Here is a 22781-nt window from a genome sequence, read left to right as displayed (position 1 = left end):
TTTTTGTTGAGATTCTGCTTTTATATTGTAGGATACACTACTTCTTTTTCCGTCACCTGTCAAGTGACAGAATTTACTTGTAGATGTCAGATAATTAGTAAATTACAAACCTATGTTTCTTCTTGGGAAAACATACGGCAAAACAAAAAAGAGCCGAACAAACTTCTGAGAGATGTGTAATTGTTTCATCTTGTGCATACAAGAAAACATTTTGCGTTCGTTTAGTTACTATTTTTTGCATGACAAACATATAGTGTATTCATTTGTAGCATATTATGTTATCCAGTGTGGAATTGTTTGTCATTTGCTTCAATGAAGAGAATTCAAAATGTATATTATATGATTGAATTTTAGACTCAAAAAATTGGGTCGATAAAAAATAAAAATGTATATTTGCCTCTGTTATTAAGGCTCATCTGTCACTTGACAGGTGACAGAATATGTGAAAAAAAAGATTTCAATAAAATGTAAGATACAAAAAAGGTTGCAATTTTTTGCAACCTTTTTTATTTACTCCTTAATCAAATGCTTCAAATTCTCATCGTTCTTTATTCGTTCTAATTCCTGCTCCACAATATCTTTTACATCCTGTTTTATCTGCTTGTAATTTTCAGCAATATCAACATCCATTGTGTTATTTCCATTCTCATCAATAAAATTAGTCAGTATTGGTATTTTCTGATAAGCCTTTGTTTCGGCAGCGACTTTCGCATTATCAATTACAATTTCAGCATGAAAAATTTTCTGGTCAATCCGCTCATCAAAATTATCGGAAACAGCACCTACAAACATTCCTTGTGTCAGATTCGATATTTTAGAAGCAGGAATAAGGCTATCCATTTGTGTGGAGATAGAGGTAGATTTATCTTGTCGATTAATGGTCATAGACTGCCGTTTTTGTAATACTTTACCAAAGCGGTCGGAAAGAGTTTTGGCAGATTCGCCCACTACTTGCCCCGAAAAGATATTTCCAACTGTATTTTGAACTACTTTCGATTCTTTATCTCCGTAGTCACGATTGAGCTGTGAGAAGTCCTGAAATCCCAGACACACAGCCACTTTGTTAGACCTTGCTGTCGCTATCAGGTTATCCAATCCACGAAAATAGATAGTCGGCAATTCATCTATAACCACGGAAGATTTAAGCATCCCTTTTTTATTTATCAGCTTTACAATACGGCTGTTGTATAAACCAAGTGCTGCCGAATAGATATTCTGACGGTCGGGATTGTTACCGACACAAAGTATCTTTGGTTCTTTGGGGTTGTTGATGTCCAAGGTGAAATCATTGCCTGTCATTACCCAATAAAGTTGAGGAGAAATCATTCGGGAGAGTGGTATTTTAGCTGATGCTATCTGTCCCTGCAACTGATCTTGAGCACCTCCTTGCCATGCATCCATAAAGGGAGAGAGGTAATTTTCAAGTTCGGGATAAGAGGTCAGAATCGGGAAAATATCTTCGTAGCGTTTGTTCAGGAACTCGATAGCATGAGGAAAGGTACAATATTCTCCCTCATTATATATTTTGAGATACCAGATTATGGCTGCCAAAAGAATTATTGGTGATTCGACAAAGAAATCCCCTTGCTTCTGAATCCAAGATTTATTGAGATTCAACATAATCGTGTACGAAGCTTCATATGCATCGCTGATGTCGGTCATAAATTCGGGAGCGATAGGGTTACAACGGTGGCTCTTTGCCGGATTGTCGAAATTGATCACATAGAATTTAGGAGCAACCTTGTACTTATCTATATGTTTTAGCATGGTATTGTAGGCAATCACTGATAGATCATCGAACTTGTAATCATACAGGTACAAAGCGAAACCTTTGGATATTTGCTCTTTGATGAAATTATTTACCACAGCATAGGATTTTCCCGAGCCGGGAGTTCCCAATACAATCGTTGCCCGGAAAGGATTCACAACATTGATCCATCCACTGTGTTGTTTCTTTTTATACCAGAACTTTGTCGGCAGATTGATGGAATATTCATTTTCCATCAGGCGGGTTTCCTGCATAAAGGATTCGTTCTCCAGATTGAAGACATCGTCCATAAGGTTGTTTTTCAATAATCGGCTCATCCACAGTCCTGCCATCAGTAACAAAATATAGCCGATAGTCATCGTCAGTATATAAAAGGCTGTATTGGCTACTAATGGCAATGGCAGTTCCAGAATCCACCAATTAAGAAAGAAAAATATAAATCCGAAGAATAGAAACACATAAATTTTATTCCATGTAATTTTCTCTTCTTTTACTCCTTTGGTTCCCAAACAAGACAAAGCCAAAAACACTACGGCAAATAGCTTTGTCCAAAGAATATTGGAGAATAAACCTGCCGTATTTTGAAAATTCAGTAGTATTTTATCAACTACTCCTATATTAATTCCCATCTCACGGATGGATTGGTAGCAAAACCAATAGATATTGATTACTACAAATAATATACTAATGGCCCGCATAAATTCCATTACTTTGGCGAGTCCTCTTAAATCGTCTTCCTGTGCCATAATAAAATTAATTTGAAAATTAGTAAATGTGATAATTAGCCAATTAGTGAATGCGAAAATTGGCAGATAAATAAATGTATAAATTATAATTTGGAACCACGAGGTTTTCGTTTCTTCCGCTTCATGCGATTGGTAAAGGCTATTTCCTCGTAATTATCTCCATGCTGCTCCATCGCAAAGAGTCCTCCTAACGATTCTGAATCGTTAGGATCTTGTGAATTATCAAAATTGTTATCCCATGATCTGTCATCGGATTTCTGTTTATTCTCCCTATTGAACAGATTGTGAAAGACATTCGCAGAAAACTCTTTTCCCATCCGGGAGCCATTAAATACACACTTGCTCTGATGGTCAATAAAGGTTGCTCCATAGATACGTTTGTCGTCATTCTTACGGAATACAACTGATATTCCATTTTTCAGAAGTTCTTTCTCAAATGCTTCTCGGGAAGGTTTCTCTCTAATCAGAGCCGAGACAATCGTTTTAGTTCTGTCATAAGTAGCCTTATCTTTTAATGCTGTTCTTGACAAAACAGTTCTTTTCTGCAATGCCTTATAACCAACATCGCGACCAATCAAGGATGCTTTGAATGGGTTGCCCGATTTTTCTCCTTTCTTGTTCAATGCGAAATAGACCAAGCCATTGTAGGCTTTGTCTCGCACTTCGCCTTTGACCTCTTCGACTGTTACACCATATATATTAAGGAGTGCCCGATATTCATTGATGCTCTGAAAACGGTAATCTCTTATCAGGGATTTAGCAATATTGGAAACCTGCTTTTTTATGTTACCCTCTTTGATATTTACGGGTTTGAGGGATAACACATCGCTATTCCTCTGCTTTTCTGCCGGAATCAGATTATACCTTTCTTCCAAAAACTTGCGTACCTCTTCCGAGCGTCTTTTCTCAAAAGAATCGTTCAGCTTCTTTCCGTTTTCATCTACCCGTACCGATACGATATGTAAGTGGTGACGGTCGATGTCCTCATGCTTATACACTAAATACGGCTGATTGCCGTAACCCATCTTATCCATATACTCCTGTGCAATCTCCGATAGTTGTTCATCGGTTAGTTTATCATCGGGGTGCGGATTCAGAGAGATATGCAATACAGGTTTCTCGGTACGTTTATTGGTATCCAGATATGGTTCAAATGATTTCATGTTGAAATACATCGTATATGAACCATCGGTATTTTGGATGATACGATTCGAGAAAAGCACCTTGCCTTCTTCCTTATCTACCTTCTCCTGATTGTAAGACAATGCACCCAAAAGCGAACTGCCGATATTGATTTTAGCGACCATGATCCGGTAAATACTTTTGTTGAAAATCATTCGTTAGTTCAATAATCCGCTTGTTCAAAGTCGCCAATTCGATAGTTGCCTGCTCCAATTTGTAGAGGAAAGCCAATGCTTTTTTCTCCGTAAAATTGGTGTGAAGAGCCTTTACAATTTGATTATAGTTGGTGGCAATACCCCGGAACTGACCAAAGAACGTAGTCAGTCGCATGTAATAATCCTGTATTCCCTTGTCTATCTTCACCACTTTTATAGGCTTATCAAAGATGCAGGAGGTAATAAAATGAGCCATTACATGTTGCCCCGATTGTTCGAATAGTGATAAGAACCTGGCTTCGTCAACTTCGTTCAGATAAAAAACATGTCTTCTTTTGGCCGGATCTTTCTTGGGTATGCGTCCACCCTTTCGTTTTTTAGGATTTTTTTCTTCATTCATTTTTCAGTTACGAGTTACATGTTACAAGTAGACAGGATCTGTCTTTCCTGTAGCAGATTAATAAAATTGGATAATTAGCGGTCGCAGACCTTTTTGTTTAGTCTACGACAAGTTTTACATCTGCTGCCATTTTTAAGAGGCAGACTTTACTTTACAATCGAGAATTAAAATCTTACGACTTCGGAGTAAGATTCGCCCCCGACTTTTAGGGGAGTGGGCAAGATGGTTTCAAGTGTCTTGAAACGGTTTTGAGGGTACTCAAAACACATCTTGCAATACACTGACGTGTATAAAAATCCGACAGAAGTCGGATTGCCGTTAGCATTCGAAAGGGGATAGCTTTACAAATGCTCATACCTCTGATGGTTGAAGCCAACAAAATACATACGATAAATTTCATAAGAGGAAGAAACGCTATTCTTCCGGTTTCCGATTGATGTCATCAGACTGGGGCAAAGGTAAATACAAGCTAAATAAGTCCGGGCGGTCATAGATGGACAAAGGCGGCCAGATATATTTTAAGACATTAAATTATACGTGTCGGGGATTCTGTACTTTATGAAAAATAGTGATGAAAAATCGCTCTTTTTACTTTATAGAATGTATACAGTAAAATGTAAATACGTAAATATCAATAATATATGCAGTAAGCCGATTAGCCGGATGGCCAGATAACCGGTATGCCGGACGATTGTTCTTTCGCTTGAGTAAATAATTGAGTTGGCAACTAATCTCTCTGCTTGCCAACTTCTAAGGAAGGCTGAGTCTTAATCAGGTATTTGACCGATTATTTGCTTAGCCTTTCACTTGTCCCCCTGCATATTCAGCCCTCTTATTGACAGAACAGCTATTTAATGCAGTAAATAACCAACAAGAGAAGTTGTCCGGCGGAGAATTAATGAACTGATTGAACAAGAGTGGAGTCATCTTCTCAAAATGTTAAACACCATCTTAGTCAAATAATCAGATGAGTGGTATTCTTGTCAGCAACCCATTTATTTTATCACCTGACAACTCCCTTCGCTTGTCAATTACCCAATTTTCCACCTACCTGATTTGTTAAAAAAGGTGACACAGCCGGACAAAGGCGGCCAACCCATTCGGGAATGAGTGTATTCCGGGAAAAACTATATTCTTTTGCAATGACATCCGAGCCGCCCGGCTCATAATTATAAATCTCAAAAACAAATTGGTATGGAACAGAAACCACTATTTATCGCATTCAGTACCCAAAAAGGAGGAGTCGGAAAAACGGCTTTCACCGTACTACTGTCAAGTTACCTGCACTATCAACAAGGAAAATCTATCGCCGTAGTCGATTGTGATTTTCCCCAACACAGCATTATGGAAATGCGTAAGCGCGATCAAGGATTGGTTATCAGCGATCCCCATTTCAAACGAATGGCTTATGAGCAGTTTAAAGAAATAGGTAGAAAGGCTTTTCCTATTGTCAGTAGCAATCCTATTGATGCACTAGATGATGCCAAAAGACTTGTATCGGACAGTAAAAGTAAAATTGACATTGTATTCTTCGACTTGCCTGGAACCATGAACAGCAAAGGGGTGGTAAGCACGTTGCGAGAAATGGATTACATTTTTGCACCTGTCAGTGCCGACCGTCTGGTATTGGCCAGTACATTGAGTTTTGCTTCTTCTCTCAATGAAAACCTAATCTCTATCGGCAAGTCGTCTGTCAAGGGGATGTATCTCTTCTGGACAATGGTTGACGGCAGAGAGAAAACGCCTTTGTATGAAGCTTATGACGCTGCTATCGGTGAGCTGGGCTTGTCTCTGCTGAATACACGCATACCCGACACCAAGCGTTTTCGGCGGGAAATGGACGAAACGCACCGAGCCGTATTTCGATCTACTGTTTTTCCTCCCGACAAGCAATTGATTAAGGGTAGTAATGTGGATGATCTGGTAGCCGAGATATCTCAGATAATAAAATTCTAATATACATAGGCTTATGGCAAAGAAGATTGAAGAAGAAATAGATGAGGATTTTATCATCGCATCTATGAATATGACCGGTCCTTCGGCATCCGACAAAATGAGCTCGATACTTAAATCGGAAAGAAAAGAGAATCGCGAAAGTTTGGAGGAACCAGAAAAACAGAAGGATGTCCGGAGACGAAAAAGTAAAAACGATTTCGAAAGCTTATTTATCCGGCAAGCCGATATCGCAGGCCGTCAGGAAAAAACGATTTATGTACGGGAAAAATATTACAATAGAATTGATAAACTTATTAAATTATATGGTAATCCGCGATTATCCGTATTCTCTTATGTGGATGCTGTGCTGGAACTACATTTCGAAACTTACGAGCAAGAGATAAAAGAAGTATACCATAAACTATATACACCTCCATTCGATGAGTAACCGATTTATAATACAATTGATAGTTGTCATCTCCTCTGTTTTTCTGGGTATGTTTATATATCCACGGCTAAAGAGACTATTTATCTGCTTTATAGAGAAGCTATATTTACAAACTAGAGATGACAAACCGATTGAAGATGAAAGTACAGTTCTGCAAGTAGAAAAAATACCTTCGATTATAGGAAAAAGTAAATGGATACCAGGTCAAAGGCGGACAAAGACGGCCACGGATTCGGAAAATGAAAAAGAGAAAGAAAATGCCCCTATATTTGCTCCCGATTCGCAAGAAGGCGATCCGAAAATGGAGGATATCGAAGTTCCACTGGAAAAGATTGAGACCTTATCCGAAGATGAGTTTGACGAAGAATCGGAGCAGGAAGAACTGGAAATAGAAAGAGGTGCATTACAGGCCAGTGGAGCCAGTTACGATGAGCTGATGAAAACAGGAAAAATTCTCCAAAAGGAAAAACCTTCGGATGAAGAAAAGGACACGGCAGGAGAAGTGTTGTATCAGCAACAATTCACTGATGTCGTGGAACAGATTTCTTCAAAAGACGAAGCAACACTGACCAAGGTAAATGAGATGATCCATTTTCACATGAAGAAGCATAATCTAAATGCAGATGACTTTGAAATCGGATCAGATGACGATTTGAAGAATTTTGATGCCAACAGTATATTTTAGGGTCGCAGCCCTTTTTATTAACAATAAAAACAATGTATGCCTATGGGAAAATAAAGAATGAAAAAAGGAGTTTTTGTTCTCTAAAAAAACAAACGGTCGCGGACCTCACTAATTATCCAAGTTTAACCCGCCGTGAGTGACCATCCATCCTCACGGCACAATACAAAAAAAGTATGAAGAAAAAACTTCTGTTTTTCGCAGTTATGTTCATAGCTGCCACCACATCTATCTTTGCCCAAGGCAACGGTATGCAGGGGATTACCGATGCCACTAATATGGTGACCTCGTATTTTGATCCGGCAACCAAACTGATCTATGCCATCGGAGCCGTTGTTGGGCTCATCGGAGGCGTAAAAGTATATTCAAAGTTTTCGAGTGGTGATCCCGACACCTCGAAAACAGCCGCTTCCTGGTTTGGAGCCTGTATCTTTCTGATTGTAGCGGCTACTATTTTACGCTCATTCTTCTTATAGGATTGACTATGGCAGAATATTCAATCAACAAAGGGATTGGCCGTCCCGCCGAATTTAAGGGCTTGAAATCTCAATACCTTTTCATCTTTGCAGGCGGTCTACTCTCGGTTTTTATCGTTTTTGTGATTATGTATATGATCGGGATTAATCAAATATTTTGCATCGGATTCGGTGTTGTCAGTGCCGGAACATTAGTCTGGGGGACTTTCCACTTGAATGATAAATATGGAGAACACGGCTTGATGAAGTTGCAGGCAACAAAAAATCATCCCCATTTTATTATCAATCGCAGACGAATGATACAACTGATTGCCCGAGTGAACAGGAAAGGAGGCGACGTATGAGAAATACATTAAAAGCAGCAACGCTGGAAAGCAAGTTCCCATTGCTGGCAGTGGAGTACGATTGCATTTTGAGTAAGGATGCGGATATAACCGTTGCCTATCGTGTGGAACTGTCCGAACTTTTTACTGTGACCTCTCCCGAATACGAAGCAATACATTCGGCTTGGCTCAAAGCCATCAAGGTATTGCCCAACTATTCGGTCATACTGAAACAGGATTGGTTTATCGAAGAGAACTATGAGCCACAGGTACAGAAAGAGGACATCAGCTTTTTGTCCCGATCTTTCGAACGACACTTCAATGAACGACCATTTCTGAATCATACTTGCTATCTGTTTCTGACCAAAACCACCAAAGATCGAGCTAAACAACAAAGTAGTTTCAATGCTCTGACGCGAGGGTTTATTGTCCCTAAAGAAATGCAGGACAAAGAAATGGTACAGAAATTTTTGGAATCGGTCGGACAATTTGAACGGATAATCAACGATTCGGGGTTTGTCAAACTATCTCGTCTAACCACCGATGAAATTGTTGGCACGAAAGAAGAAGCGGGTATTTTGGAAAAATATTTTGCCTTGTCACAGGAAAATACAACTTGCTTGCAGGATATGGCACTTCATTCCGGCGAAATGAAAATCGGAGATAAGTATATGTGCTTACATACCTTATCCGATACCGAGGATTTACCCAACAATGTACAGACCGATATTCGTTATGAGCGACTATCGACTGACCGAAGCGATTGCCGTTTGTCTTTTGCTGCTCCCATTGGAGTACTACTTTCCTGTAACCACATTGTCAATCAGTATATCTTTATTGATGACCATGCGGAAAATCTGAAACGCTTTGAGAAACAGGCTCGCAATATGCACTCTTTATCGAAGTACAGCCGTTCAAACCAAATCAATAAAGCTTGGATTGAAGATTATTTGAACGATGCCCACAGTTTTGGATTGACCTCTGTTCGTTGCCATGTCAATGTAATGGCATGGAGTGAAAACAAAGAGGAACTGTCCCGAATAAAAAACGATGTAGGTAGTCAGTTGGCTCTGATGGAATGTAAGCCCCGACACAATACGGTAGATACACCAACCTTGTTCTGGGCTGGTATTCCGGGCAATCAGGGGGATTTTCCAAGAGAGGAGAGTTTCTATACTTTCATTGAGCAAGCTTTGTGCTTTTTCGTGGAAGAAACGAATTTTCGGGATTCACCTTCTCCTTTCGGTATCAAGATGGTGGATCGAGTTACAGGTAAACCGCTTCATGTGGATATTTCCGACTTGCCCATGAAAAAAGGAATTATCACCAACCGAAATAAGTTTGTATTAGGTCCTTCGGGCAGTGGAAAGTCTTTTTTTATGAACCATATGGTAAGGCAATATTGGGAGCAAGGTACGCACGTCGTCTTGGTGGATACAGGTAATTCTTATCAAGGCTTATGTGAAATGATTCGCAGTAAAACCAAAGGGGAGGATGGGATTTATTTTACATATACGGAAGAAAAACCAATCTCTTTCAATCCATTTTATACCGATGATAATCAATTTGATGTAGAGAAGAAAGATAGTCTAAAAACTCTACTTCTTACTCTTTGGAAAAGCGAAGACGATAAAATTACCAAGACTGAATCAGGAGAATTGGGTAGTGCCGTGGATGAGTATATCCAACTCATTCAAACGGATAGAAATATCCGTCCAAGTTTCAATACTTTCTATGAGTTTATGCGGGATACCTATAAGCCTGCATTGGAAAGTAGAGAAATTAAGGTAGAGAAACGGGACTTCAATATTGATAATATGCTGACTACACTTCGGCAATATTATCGGGGTGGTCGTTTCGACTTTCTGCTGAACTCGGACAAGGAACTGGATCTACTTAATAAACGGTTTATAGTCTTCGAGATTGATCAAATTAAGGAGAACAAAGAACTTTTCCCGATAGTTACCATCATCATTATGGAGGCTTTCATCAACAAAATGAGACGGTTAAAGGGTATTCGTAAACAACTGATCGTGGAAGAGGCATGGAAGGCATTATCTTCCCCGAATATGGCAGATTACCTGAAGTACCTCTATAAAACCGTTCGTAAGTTCTTTGGAGAGGCAATCGTTGTAACACAGGAAGTTGACGATATTATTTCGTCACCGATTGTAAAGGAAGCTATTATCAATAACTCCGATTGCAAGATACTCTTAGATCAGCGCAAGTATATGAATAAATTTGATTCTATACAAGCATTGTTGGGACTAACAGAAAAGGAAAAAGCACAAATTCTTTCCATCAATATGTCGAACAATCCCAGCCGAATTTACAAAGAGGTTTGGATTGGTTTAAGTGGAGCACAATCGGCAGTTTATGCTACCGAAGTGTCGAAATCGGAGTATTTGGCTTATACGACAGAGGAAACCGAGAAACTCGAAGTGATGCAATTAGCGGAAAAATTAGATGGCAATATTGAATTAGCCATCAAACAACTGGCGGAGCGTAAATAACCTCCAATCTACATACAGAGACCTGGATCACGAGTCTCTATCAATCATTTTTTTCTTACTAAAATAAATTAAATATGAGAACGAAAATCTTTATGTTGTGCGTGAGCCTTGTGCTTTTCACAACGAATATGGATGCCCAATGGGCAGTATTTGATCCGAGCAATCTGGCTCAGGGGATAGTGAACACCACCCGTAACGTCACTCAGACGACTACCACAGCTACTAACATGGTCAAAAACTTTCAGGAAGTCAAAAAAGTATATGAGCAGGGAAAGCAGTACTATGATGCCCTCAAATCTGTAAACAACTTAGTGCGAGATGCTAAGAAAGTTCAACAGACAATCCTGATGGTAGGCGACATATCGGATATCTATGTCAATAATTTTCAAAAAATGATGTCCGACCCCAACTATTCGGTAGAAGAACTCAATGCCATTGCAACAGGCTATGCCAAGCTGTTGGAACAAAGCAATGATGTACTGAACGAACTGAAAGGAGTCGTCAATATCAGTACGCTTTCTCTATCGGACAAAGACCGTATGGACGTGGTCAACTCCTGCCACGAATCAATGGTAGAATATCGTAACCTTGTTCGTTACTACACGAATAAGAATATTGGAGTTTCCTATCTCCGTGCCAAGAAAAAAGGGGAAACGGCTCGTGTGACTGCATTATATGGTAATCCTGACGAAAGGTATTGGTAAAACCAATGAGCAAATAAGCAAATTCGGAGATTAGCAAATGCCTTCATTTTCGAATTTGCTAATTGTAAAATTTTCAAATTTAAATTTATGGATTTCGATCAATTTCACGAAACACTGCGTACGCTCTACGACCAAATGATGCCCTTGTGCAGCAACATGGTCGGGGTAGCCAAAGGAATTGCCGGATTGGGAGCCTTGTTCTATGTGGCTTACAGGGTGTGGCAATCCCTCTCGCGAGCAGAACCAATAGATGTGTATCCTCTTCTTCGTCCTTTTGCGATTGGTTTGTGCATCATGTTCTTTCCGTCTGTCGTGTTGGGAACTATCAATAGCATTATGAGTCCCGTTGTACAGGGAACGCATGGAATGCTCCAATCCGAAACATTTGACATGAACAAGTACGCCCAACAAAAAGACCAATTGGAATACGAGATAATGCGGAAAAATCCCGAAACAGCTTATCTGGTAGACAATGAGATTTGGGATGCTAAACTGGACGAATTGGGGATAACCGATGTGGGAACAAAAGTCGGATTATATCTTGAAAAGAGTATGTATGAAGCTAAGAAATGGATACGGGAGGCTTTTCGAGAGCTATTGGAAATATTGTTTAAAGCAGCAGCATTGGTTATAGATGTGATACGAACTTTCTTTTTGATTGTTCTTGCCATCCTCGGCCCGATTGCTTTTGCTATTTCAGTCTGGGATGGTTTTCAGTCTACCCTCACGCAATGGATCACACGCTATATATCGGTCTATCTATGGTTGCCCGTCTCCGATCTGTTCAGTACGATATTGGCAAGGCTACAGTCTTTAATGCTTCAGGCAGATATTGTGCGTATGCAGACCGACCCAAACTTCTCGATAGATAGCTCTGATGTCATCTATATTCTCTTTTTGATAATGGGTATTATCGGGTATTTCACAATACCGACTGTTGCTGGGTGGATTATCTCGGCTGGTGGTATGGGGAATTTCGGTAAGAATGTCAACCAAACAGCGACCAAAGCCAGTGCGATGGCAGGAGGTGCCGCAGGGGCTGCTGCCGGAAATATTATGGGAAGACTAAAAGGACGGTGAGCCACCGCTCCCAATTATTACTTACAAGACCGATAACAAATGAGCCAATTGTTTAACATGCCAATTTGCCAATGAGTAATGGATTACAAGGCTCTGTAATTTTCATTGACACATCGGCACATTTTCAAATTATCACATTGAACTAATGGAATTTAAATCACTAAAAAACATCGAATCGAGCTTTAAACAACTCCGCATCTTCGGCATTGTCTTTCTCTGCTTATGTGCTATTGTCGCGGGATATTCCGTGTATAGTGCTTACCGCTTTGCAGAAGCACAACGCCAGAAGATCTATGTGCTGGATAACGGAAAATCGTTGATGCTTGCCCTTTCGCAGGACTTGTCGCAGAACAGACCTGTGGAAGCTCGCGAACACGTCAAACGGTTTCATGAACTGTTCTTTACCCTGTCACCCGACAAGTCTGCCATTGAAAGTAATATCCAACGGGCATTGTTCCTTTCGGATCGATCGGCTTTCAACTATTACAAAGACTTGTCGGAAAAGGGATATTACAATCGGATAATTTCGGGAAATATCAACCAGAGTATTCAGGTGGATAGTATTTCCTGCAATCTGAATGTATATCCTTACGAGGTGGCTACTTATGCCAAACAGATGATTATCCGAGAGAGTAATATCACGGAACGCAGTCTGACAACTACTTGTAGGCTTCTGAACTCTATTCGCTCCGATAATAATCCGCATGGATTTACGATTGAAGGATTCAAGATCAGAGAAAATAAGGATTTGAGAGTTCTTGACCGATAACAACCCCCTAAATCCCCGAAGGGGGACTTGGCTAAACCACGAAGAATTATGAAAGAGCGAATAAAAGAACTGGGGTATTGGCTTGAGGACAAACTCAAAGGCCTTTGCGGAGAGATCACTCCCGATAAGCGACTGACTGTTATTCTGATTATGCTTCTCTTGTTTACGATTCTCAATCTCTACTTCACATTTACATCCATTGCAAATTGGGGCAGGGAACAGGAACGAAAGGAACAACTCAAGATAGAACATATCAGACAGTTGAAGTTGGAAAGGATAAAGCCAAGCGAGTGGGATTCCGAATTTTTGGATTCGGAGATCAATACTTCGGCTTTGAACAGTATAAGGGTCGCAGACCCTCTTGTTAATCCATTATAGTATAAAAACGTAAAATAATATGAGCGAAAAAAGAAAAATAACAGCAGAGCAGGAACAAAAGCTTATCAAATATGCGGTTTTCGCATTGATGGCGATTGTTTGTGCGGGATGTATCTGGCTGATATTCTCACCTTCGGACGAGGATAAAGCCAAGGAGCAGATAGGCATGGGATTTAATGCCGATATACCCGATCCCAAAGGAGATGGGATTATTGATGATAAAAAAGATGCTTATGAACAGGAACAGATGAAAGAGCGACAAAAGGAGCGGATGCATTCGCTCCAAGGCTATGCCGACATGTTGGAAAATTCCAAGAAAGAAAAGGTAAGCCTTCATTTAGGCGATGATCTGACAAAAGATGTGAAGGAAGCACCTATCAATAACTCCATTTCTTCCTATCAGGACATTAACAAAACATTGGGTAATTTCTATGAAAAGCCCAATAACGATCCCGAAAAGGAAGAGATGATAAAGAAGCTGGAGGAACTGGAAACTAAAATGCAGGAGGCTGAGAATACCAAAAACACAATGGATGAACAACTTCTGCTAATGGAAAAATCTTACGAGATGGCAGCGAAATATATGCCGCAGGGACAGCAAGGTGAGCCGTTTGGGCAAACGAGCAATAATAACTCTCTGAAAAGTAAGATTGATAATTACGGTAAGGATAATTCTTCCAATAATGGCAAAACAAAGATCAGTCCCATCAGACAGATACACAAACAAACGGTATCGGCATTGGCTCAGAATATGAGCAATGAAGACCTTTTTCGAATGTATGACCAAGCCCGAAACATGGGATTCAACACGATGGGCGGAGAAACAGGCGTGTCGGAGAAAAATACCATCTCGGCAGTTATCCATGATGACCAGACGATAGTAGACGGACAGACCACCCGGATGCGTTTGACCGAGCCACTAATGGCAGGTACAATGATTATCCCCGAAAATACAATTCTGACAGGTGTCGCCAAGATACAGGGCGAACGGTTGGATATTCTGATCAGTTCGATTGAGTATCAGGGAACAATCGTACCTGTAGAAATGGTAACATTCGATTCCGACGGGCAGAAAGGAATCTATATTCCCGGCTCATTGGAAATGAATGCAGCCAAAGAGATTGTCGCCAACATGGGAAATAGTGTCGGGACCAGTTTTACCATGACACAGAGTGCTGGGGCACAGCTAAGTTCCGATCTAAGCAAAGGGGCGATACAGGGCATATCGGCTTATATGCAGAAGAAAATCAGGCAAGTAAAGGTTACACTCAAATCGGGATATCGAGTCATGCTTATGCCGAAGGCTAATTAGTCAATGTGATAATATGCCGATGTGCCAATGGTTTAATTCGAAAATTTGCCAATTGGCAGATTCGCCAATAATTTAATAACAGAAAAGAAAAAACAAATGAGAAAATATATAATCGCATTTGCAATGTTGTTGGCAACATTCAATATCAATGCGCAGACAGAAAAAACAGTTATCGTTAACGAAACATCAGAAAAGATACAAGACGATTTGCAACAGGTGCTCAAACCGACTTACGGAGATTATTACGAGGGACTATCCAAGAAAATAACTTTTGATAGAATGATTCCGCCGTATGGTTTGGAAGTGACTTTTGATAAAACCGTGCATATCATCTTTCCGGCATCCATCCGCTATGTGGATTTGGGCTCCAATAATATCATTGCCGGCAAAGCAGGACCTTCTGAAAATATTTTGCGAGTAAAAGCGGCTATCCGTCAGTTCGAAACGGAGACCAATATGGCGGTCATAACCGAAGAAGGCAGCTATTACACTTTCAATGTCAAATATGCCGATGAACCTGAAAAGTTAAACATTGAGATGAAAGATTTTATGCATGATGGTATAGCAACCAATCGCCCGAATAACAGCATGGAAATCTATTTACAGGAATTGGGTAGCGAATCACCTCGTTTAGTGCATCTTATTAATCGTTCCATCTATAAAAACGACAAACGATTAGTAAAACATATCGGCAGTAAACGTTTTGGAGTGCAATACTTACTTAAAGGGATTTATTCACATAATAACCTCTTGTATCTGCATACCTTGATTAAAAATTCCTCCAATGTGCCTTTTGATATTGATTTTATACGGATGAAAATTGTCGATAAGAAAATTGCCAAACAAACGGCTATTCAGGAAACGGTTATCTATCCACTTCGGGCTTACAATTTCGTATCACAAGTAGGAGGAAACCAGACAGAGCGAACAGTATTTACCATTGATAAAATTACCATCCCTAACGATAAGCATCTAATCATCGAACTCTTTGAGAAAAATGGCGGCCGCAATCAATCCTTTATCATTGAGAACGAGGATTTATTAAGAGCGGAGGAGATTAATGAACTAAAAGTGAAGTAAGATGAAGGTCACAGACCTTTTTATTAAACATTAAATACGATAACAGATGTATAGATATAAAATAACATTAGTATTTATTCTGAGCCTTGTCCTGACCGGGCAGGCTCAGGCTCAACGCTACTTACCGGGACAAAAAGGGATTCAGGTAACAGGTGGTGCTGTCGATGGTTTCAAATTCAAAAACGAGGATGGGCAGGCGTTTTTCGGAGGTGTTGCTCTGTCAACTTACACGAAGAATGGTAACAGATGGACCTTTGGTGCAGAGTATCTGCAAAAGAAACACGAATATAAGAATATTCTCATTCCTCTATCGCAGATAACCGCCGAAGGTGGGTATTATTACAAATTCTTATCCGATCCGTCCAAAACGGTATTCTTTTCTGTTGGAGCTTCGGCGATGGCAGGTTATGAAATAATTAACTGGGGAAAGGAACTATTGTTTGACGGAGCGACCATTACGAGTGAAGATAATTTCCTGTATGGCGGTGCAGTGTCTTTTGAGATAGAAACGTATCTCTCGGATAGGCTTGTATTATTAATCAATGCAAGGGAACGAATATTACTCGGCTCGGATGTTAGCAAGTTCCATACACAAGTGGGTATAGGTATAAAATTTATAATAAATTAGTTATGAAACAGAATGATGAATGGTACACACCCAAAGAGATTATAAAATCACTTGGGCAATTTGATTTAGATCCGGCCTCATCGGAAGATGCGTTCAAGCTAAATCAGTCAGCAAAGAGGTTTTATAGCATTAAAGACAACGGATTGGCACAACAATGGGAAGGACGGGTATGGCTTAATCCTCCTTATTCCAATCCTTTAATACAGCAATTTCTAACTAAAATGGCAGAGCATAATAATGGTATCGCTTTGGTATTTGCAAAGATTGAAGCCAAATGGTTCCACGATATTGTCCTCAAACATGCTACAGCGATTAAGTTCCTGTATAATCGTATCAGGTTCTTTAAAACAGATGGTACACAAGGCATGCAGCCCAGAAACGGGTCTATGTTAGTAGCATACAATAAAGAAAATGCTGAAATACTGATGAATAATACAATAAAAGGGAAATTCCTTTTCCTGTAATTCGTTTAATAATCGAATAATAAATATACAAAATGAAAAAAATAGCATCCTATATAATATACACGATACTGATAGCATGTATCGTTTGTGCCTGTAGCAGCGATATTGATGTTCGTCAGGATTATACATTCGAAATAACTCACCTGCCTGTCCCGAAAAGGTTAAAGAAAGGAGAGACAGCAGAGATCAGATGTCAACTGAATCGTTATGGCAGATACGAAAATACAACCTACCAACTGCGATACTTTCAGCCCGATGGACAAGGTACTCTCAAAATGGATGATGGCACAGTATTTCTGCCCAATGACTATTACGACTTAACCAAAGAAACGTTCCGTTTATATTACACTTCGGAATCGGAAGATCAAGCAGTTATAGACATCTATTTCTTCGATTCATTTGGAAATAGCTCATTTCTCTCGTTTTCGTTCAATAATGACAATTCGGAGGAGGAATAGCCATGATGACCATGATGGTAATTTCGTATATCACTACTTGGATAAGTATTATCTATTCAATGGTGACGGCTCCAAGTGATGTGGAACTGTGGAATGAGGAGGTGGAATAGAATATTTCTCTTATTATAAAAGTTTTAAGCAGACTGAGAGGCTATATCTCTCAGTCTTTTTTTATATTTTTGTAAATAAAAATCAAAAGAGCTACGTTAAGTTCGAATCATATAATATGTCAATACGAATCAAATATATAATTTCGGAATTAAAAGACCAATATCTTATCGAAGATAATTTGCGTCCTTGGATAATTGGTTTTAGTGGAGGTAAAGATTCTACAGTTTTATTACAACTAGTTTGGCTAGCAATTTCAGAAATCCCTTTAGAGTATCGAAAAAGAGAAGTACACGTTGTTTGTAATGACACTCTAGTCGAAAACCCCATTATTCAATCTTATGTGTATGGAGTATTATCTAAAATAAAAGAAGCTGCAGCATCAATGAGTATGCCCATTAGAGTTGAAACAACAATTCCTCGTCTGGAAGATACATTTTGGGTTAATATTATTGGAAGAGGCTATCCTGTTCCAAATAATTCATTTCGTTGGTGTACCGATAAGATGAAAATCAAACCTACGTCTAGATTTTTAACAGACAAAGTCGCAGAAAACGGAGAAGCTATTATATTAATTGGTACTCGTAGTTCAGAGAGTGCCAATAGAGCTAAATCTATAAAAAAGCATGAGATAAGGGGTAAAAGATTGACAAAACATCCTCACAATCCAAACACTTTTGTCTATTCACCAATTAAAGAACTTATGCTGGAGGAGGTTTGGTATATTATCAACACGATGACCTCCCCTTGGGGCGCTGATAACTCAAAGCTTTTCCAAATTTATTTAGATGCTAGTGCTGATGATTATGAATGCCCAACTGTAGTGACTGACAAAAGTCATAGTTCTTGTGGACAAAGCCGTTTTGGTTGCTGGACATGTACAGTAGTAAAAGAGGATAAATCTCTATCGGCATTGGTCAATAAAGGGCAAAGTTGGTTGAAACCGTTACTCGATTTACGGCAGAGTATGATCGATGAGCGAAATATATCTAAAAATCGTCTACCAATACGAAGGAATCTACAGAATGCAGTAAATTCAGATGGAGATAATTTGGGAACATATGAACCTGAGTACAGAATTAAATTACTCAAACAAGTACTAAATGCTCAACGTGTAGTTCAGAATGAAAAACCAGAAACAACACTTATAACGAACCAAGAATTAGTTGCCATACAAGTAATATGGCACAGAGATGCTGCTTATTATAACATCAAATTCTCAGAAACAGTATCTCAGATATATAACAAAATCTACGATAAAGAAATAGAGATGGAAAAGCACGCAGAAAAAATTCAAAGAGAAATTGATTTATTAAAGTCAGTATGTACAGATGAACCATCTGATTTTGATTTGATTAATGAATTGTTGGCTCTACAAAGAAACAAAGCCCTTCTAAATCGAAAAAGAGGGCTCAAAGAAGATATAGAACGGGTCATCGAAAAGTACTTAAATTAAGCCTAATATGTATATAAAAGAGATCGAACTAAATAACTTTCGAATATATAAAGGGAATAATGTCATTTCTTTATTGCCATCTGATAATAAGAATGTTATTGTTATCAGTGGAAAAAACGGATTTGGGAAAACAACTTTTCTAATGTCTCTTGTTTGGTGCCTTTATGGTAAGCAGATGGAAAAAGTTGATGATTTGTATGAGAAAGAGATTAGAGATAAAGGAAATTACACAAAATATATATCGGAAAGCTTGAACCGGAAAGCAAGAGAAGAAGGTGAAAATGAATTTTCTGTTTCCGTGACCTTTTGTGATGTGAAAATTCCAGATATTACATGTTCGGAAGTGACGATTAAGCGTACTTATAATGTAATAACATCGGCATCAGATAAGATTGAAGTCTTAGTCGATGGTTATCCTAATCAATTAGTTGATGATTTCTCTAAAAATAATCAACAAGGAGAGGAAATCTTTATTCGTGATTTTATTTTACCTATCGAAATTGCAAAATTCTTCTTCTTCGATGCAGAAAAAATAGTTTCTCTTGCTGAAGTTAACTCAACTCTTCAAAGACAACAGCTAAGCAAAGCATATTCAGAGGTCCTTGGTATACAGAAATATGAAGACTTGAAATCTAATCTTGAAGAGAAACAAGATGATTACCGTAGACGTTCTGCAAAACCGGAGGAGAAAAGAGAGCTGAATCAACTTCATGCAGATATTGAAAATACCGAAATTACAATAAAAGATTATGGATCTCAAATAGACGATATAAAAGAGAAACGGAACACTCTTGAAAAAGAGTCTGATGAAATTCAGCGAAAATTAATTAGAGAAGGAGATAAAATGTCTCTTGAGGAGCTAAATGAATTAAAAAACGAACAATCCAATCTAAATCAAGAAATTGCAAAAAAACAAGAAAATCTAAGAGAACTGCTTGATGTTGTTCCTTTTGCATTGGCAGGAGAAACTATGGCTAATGTATTAGAGCAAATCAATGATGAGAGAGCGTTAGCAGAACAAAAATATAAGCAGGAAGACGTTAGTGAGAAAATAGATAAGATTCAAGCTGATATTGAAAATGCGAAACTTAAATCGGATATTTGTTTTGACACTAATACTGTTAAAGTCAAAAACTTCTACGAAGAACAAATAAAAATATTGATTAAGAAGTATTTTTTCTCTGATATTGTAGAACTTCCTGATACATTCAAAGTCTTACATGACTTTTCAAGCACACAAACAAATGAATTTACACAATTAGTAAACACCATAAGACTAAGTTTCAAAGATAAATTTTCTCAGTTAAACTCGGAGTATTCTTTTATAAAGAACCAACTTGATTCAATAAATAGAAAACTAAGAGATGCCGAAAATAAAGCAGAAGATGAATACATCTCAAGTTTAAGACAAAAAAAGGATGCTATAACAAGTAACATTATTAGATATGACAATGAGATTGAAGCTTTAAATCAGAAAGTTGGAAGTTGCACAACTCAACTTCAAACACTTCTCCAAAGACAGGGTGTACTGCGTAAAAAAATAGATGAATCTTCAGTATATTCTAAAAAGGAGAAAAAAACTAAACAATTAATAATAAGGTTACAAAATTTCATTGTTCAATTCAAAGATGAGAAGAAAAAATCCCTAGAAGCTAAAATGTTGGAGTCGCTAAATATTCTTTTACACAAAAAAGAGTTCATAAAGCGTGTTGATGTTGATATAAATGCAACAGGAGATGATATAGATATTGTTTTGTACAATCAGAATAATAAAATAATAGATCGGAGTTCTTTATCAATGGGTGAGCGACAAATGTATGCTTCTGCATTATTAAGCTCTTTAGTTGATGAATCGGAAATAGAGTTTCCTGTTTTCATTGATAGCCCAATGCAAAAATTTGATGAGCAACATGCTGAAAATATAATTAAGTATTTTTATCCTAGTGTGTCAAAGCAAGTTGTTATATTTCCATTGATAAACAAAGAGCTAACAGAGAAAGAATATGAAATATTAGAGCCTAAAGTAAGTAGAGCCTATTTGATTGAGAATATATCAACAGATAGTTCCAAATTTACAGAAACTACCCCTGATAAATTTATAGAAACCTATAATCAAAAATACAATGCAAATTAATATCAAAACTTCCGAACAAAACCAAGCTGTAGTTAAAAGTTTAACAACAAAGTTGCCGTACGGAACAAAGGAAAATGTAATAGCACGTATTGCTTTGGGGTATTCTTTGCAAACAGGTAAAAGGTTTCAAACATCTGAATTCAATATATATGACTCCAAGGGAAAAGAATACAAGGATCATGTCCTTTTTGATGAAAAATATCGAGATTTCTATATTGCTCTGATATGCCAACACTACGGACTGTATAAGACAGATGATGTAAATATTCCTAAATATATAAAATTACATATAGATCATGGTTTAGAGTCTTTAGATAAAATATTTAGAGATAGTTATAATTATACTTTCTTCGATTTTCTCATAGAATATATAGAAAAAGGAACTTTACCTCTTGTTGGGCTAAACGTTTCTTTAGGAAGCGTTCCAAATAATCAGCAGCATATAGAAAAATCATACTTCTCTGAATTGATAAAACTGAATATTGGAGATACAATAGATACAGAAGTACCAGAACCAATATTTCTAGGATTTAATGATACCAGACGTTATAATAATAACCATATTGCAGTAGCAGGAAACTCTGGAACAGGAAAAACTCAGTTTGCATTGGAGTTTGTAACTCAAATAAATGAACAGTCAAATGGACATGTCAATTTCATATATCTTGATTTTAAGGGGTTGAAAAATGATGATGTAAAAGAAATGACTCAATTTTTTGAGAAAACAAAGACCAAATTTATAAACGTTCCAGATACCCGTTTCCCTATTAATCCTCTTACATTTATTGATAATGTAAATGATTCAAATAAAAATATGGGAATAGATAAATTTGTAGATATTGTATGCAAATATTCGAATTTGGGAGTGAAACAAAAGGGATTTTTGAGAGATGCAACTCAAGAAGCATTTACAAATCAAAAAGGAGGAACATATCCAACATTAAATCAGATCAACGAACAATTATTAGAAATCGTCGGTGATAAGAGAGATACATTAACAGAAATTATGGGAGAATTGAGTCGTTATCCAATCTTCTTAGATGATCCTAAAAACGAATCAAATTTTCTAACTAAGAATCTTTATTTATCTTTATCTGGAGATCTATCTAACTCTCTTAGATTCACGTCTCTTTTTCTTATCATAAACTATATTTATAATACATTTATGAATATGGAAAATACACCTGTAGAGAATGGTGTGCGATCAATGAGATATGTAATTATAATTGATGAAGCCCATGTATTATTTAAGGAGAAAAAATATCAGGAGATATTAGAGAAAATACTGAGAGAGATTCGATCTAAAGGTGTTTCAATAGTGTTACTTTCACAAGGTATTGAAGAATATAATCAATCAAACTTTGATTTTTCCTCAATGTGTGAAATGGCATTCCTCTTAGATATAAAAGATAAGAATACGAAAACAATGGAAAAATTCCTAGGACTTTCGGGTAAAAGTTCTCATACGATTTCTAAGAGTATGGAAAAAATCGAAAAAGGACAAGCTATTTCGAATATCAAAGAATTCAAACTTGCAGAGAGATTTGAAGTTAAACAATATTGGGAAAGAGATAAAAAGTAA

The 22781-nt window shown here is 37.9% G+C and carries 21 protein-coding genes; 18 read left to right on the top strand and 3 right to left on the bottom strand.

Annotated elements, in window-relative coordinates; genetic code table 11:
• Positions 1-510 precede the first annotated feature (510 nt).
• The 3 genes from mobC to mobA form a co-directional block, all read right to left on the bottom strand.
• Positions 511-2514 carry a conjugal transfer protein MobC gene (gene mobC / locus D0T66_RS15800; RefSeq protein WP_163358270.1) on the bottom strand — a complete coding sequence of 668 codons (2004 nt, stop codon included), beginning with the start codon at positions 2512-2514 and terminating at the stop codon, positions 511-513.
• An 83-nt stretch (positions 2515-2597) separates the two neighbouring features.
• A complete protein-coding gene (gene mobB, locus D0T66_RS15795; RefSeq protein ID WP_163358269.1) occupies positions 2598-3821 on the bottom strand; it encodes a conjugal transfer protein MobB in 1224 nt (407 codons plus the stop codon).
• A complete protein-coding gene (gene mobA / locus D0T66_RS15790) occupies positions 3811-4251 on the bottom strand; it encodes a conjugal transfer protein MobA (RefSeq protein WP_163358268.1) in 441 nt (146 codons plus the stop codon). Before mobA ends, mobB begins: the two co-directional genes overlap by 11 nt.
• Positions 4252-5445: 1194 nt before the next feature.
• Here mobA and D0T66_RS15785 point away from each other — a divergent pair.
• The 18 genes from D0T66_RS15785 to D0T66_RS15700 all read left to right on the top strand — a co-directional run bounded on the left by D0T66_RS15785 (position 5446) and on the right by D0T66_RS15700 (position 22781).
• Entirely contained in the window at positions 5446-6207 is a 762-nt protein-coding gene (locus D0T66_RS15785) for a ParA family protein (protein ID WP_163358267.1), read from the top strand.
• A gap of 13 nt (positions 6208-6220) precedes the next feature.
• Positions 6221-6634 carry a DUF3408 domain-containing protein gene (locus D0T66_RS15780; protein ID WP_163358266.1) on the top strand — a complete coding sequence of 138 codons (414 nt, stop codon included), beginning with the start codon at positions 6221-6223 and terminating at the stop codon, positions 6632-6634.
• Positions 6627-7319: a hypothetical protein gene (locus tag D0T66_RS15775; protein WP_163358265.1), complete on the top strand. Its 693-nt coding sequence runs from the start codon at positions 6627-6629 to the stop codon at positions 7317-7319. Before D0T66_RS15780 ends, D0T66_RS15775 begins: the two co-directional genes overlap by 8 nt.
• A gap of 173 nt (positions 7320-7492) precedes the next feature.
• Positions 7493-7792 carry a DUF4134 domain-containing protein gene (locus D0T66_RS15770; protein WP_163358264.1) on the top strand — a complete coding sequence of 100 codons (300 nt, stop codon included), beginning with the start codon at positions 7493-7495 and terminating at the stop codon, positions 7790-7792.
• Between the two features lie 8 nt (positions 7793-7800).
• On the top strand, positions 7801-8136 hold the full coding sequence (locus D0T66_RS15765) for a DUF4133 domain-containing protein (protein WP_163358263.1): 336 nt from the start codon (positions 7801-7803) through the stop codon (positions 8134-8136).
• Entirely contained in the window at positions 8133-10628 is a 2496-nt protein-coding gene (locus D0T66_RS15760; RefSeq protein WP_163358262.1) for a TraG family conjugative transposon ATPase, read from the top strand. Before D0T66_RS15765 ends, D0T66_RS15760 begins: the two co-directional genes overlap by 4 nt.
• Before the next feature lie 74 nt (positions 10629-10702).
• Positions 10703-11332: a DUF4141 domain-containing protein gene (locus tag D0T66_RS15755; RefSeq protein WP_163358261.1), complete on the top strand. Its 630-nt coding sequence runs from the start codon at positions 10703-10705 to the stop codon at positions 11330-11332.
• An 87-nt stretch (positions 11333-11419) separates the two neighbouring features.
• On the top strand, positions 11420-12412 hold the full coding sequence (traJ, locus tag D0T66_RS15750) for a conjugative transposon protein TraJ (protein ID WP_163358260.1): 993 nt from the start codon (positions 11420-11422) through the stop codon (positions 12410-12412).
• 145 nt (positions 12413-12557) lie between these two features.
• Positions 12558-13181, top strand: coding sequence for a conjugative transposon protein TraK (gene traK, locus D0T66_RS15745; protein WP_163358259.1), 624 nt, complete (start codon positions 12558-12560; stop codon positions 13179-13181).
• Positions 13182-13229: 48 nt separating this feature from the next.
• On the top strand, positions 13230-13559 hold the full coding sequence (locus D0T66_RS15740; protein ID WP_163358258.1) for a TraL conjugative transposon family protein: 330 nt from the start codon (positions 13230-13232) through the stop codon (positions 13557-13559).
• A 19-nt stretch (positions 13560-13578) separates the two neighbouring features.
• Complete coding sequence (gene traM / locus D0T66_RS15735; protein WP_163358257.1) at positions 13579-14871, top strand: conjugative transposon protein TraM; 1293 nt, start codon at positions 13579-13581, stop codon at positions 14869-14871.
• 96 nt (positions 14872-14967) lie between these two features.
• The gene (gene traN, locus D0T66_RS15730) at positions 14968-15951 is read left to right on the top strand and encodes a conjugative transposon protein TraN (RefSeq protein WP_163358256.1); all 984 of its coding nucleotides are present in this window, start codon (positions 14968-14970) and stop codon (positions 15949-15951) included.
• A 46-nt stretch (positions 15952-15997) separates the two neighbouring features.
• A complete protein-coding gene (locus D0T66_RS15725) occupies positions 15998-16579 on the top strand; it encodes a conjugal transfer protein TraO (protein WP_163358255.1) in 582 nt (193 codons plus the stop codon).
• A gap of 2 nt (positions 16580-16581) precedes the next feature.
• Entirely contained in the window at positions 16582-17043 is a 462-nt protein-coding gene (locus D0T66_RS15720) for a DNA N-6-adenine-methyltransferase (protein WP_163358254.1), read from the top strand.
• A 32-nt stretch (positions 17044-17075) separates the two neighbouring features.
• Positions 17076-17501, top strand: coding sequence for a DUF3872 domain-containing protein (locus tag D0T66_RS15715; protein WP_163358253.1), 426 nt, complete (start codon positions 17076-17078; stop codon positions 17499-17501).
• A gap of 226 nt (positions 17502-17727) precedes the next feature.
• Positions 17728-19065 carry a DNA phosphorothioation system sulfurtransferase DndC gene (gene dndC, locus D0T66_RS15710; RefSeq protein ID WP_163358252.1) on the top strand — a complete coding sequence of 446 codons (1338 nt, stop codon included), beginning with the start codon at positions 17728-17730 and terminating at the stop codon, positions 19063-19065.
• A 7-nt stretch (positions 19066-19072) separates the two neighbouring features.
• Positions 19073-21199 carry a DNA sulfur modification protein DndD gene (dndD, locus tag D0T66_RS15705; RefSeq protein WP_163358251.1) on the top strand — a complete coding sequence of 709 codons (2127 nt, stop codon included), beginning with the start codon at positions 19073-19075 and terminating at the stop codon, positions 21197-21199.
• Positions 21189-22781: a DndE family protein gene (locus D0T66_RS15700; protein WP_163358250.1), complete on the top strand. Its 1593-nt coding sequence runs from the start codon at positions 21189-21191 to the stop codon at positions 22779-22781. The genes dndD and D0T66_RS15700 overlap by 11 nt, the downstream gene beginning before the upstream one ends.

It is taken from the genome of Dysgonomonas sp. 25 (assembly GCF_010501075.1).
GTDB lineage: Bacteria > Bacteroidota > Bacteroidia > Bacteroidales > Dysgonomonadaceae > Dysgonomonas.
Note: the sequence above shows the minus strand (reverse complement) of the source record. Positions and strands in the feature narration are given on the sequence as shown.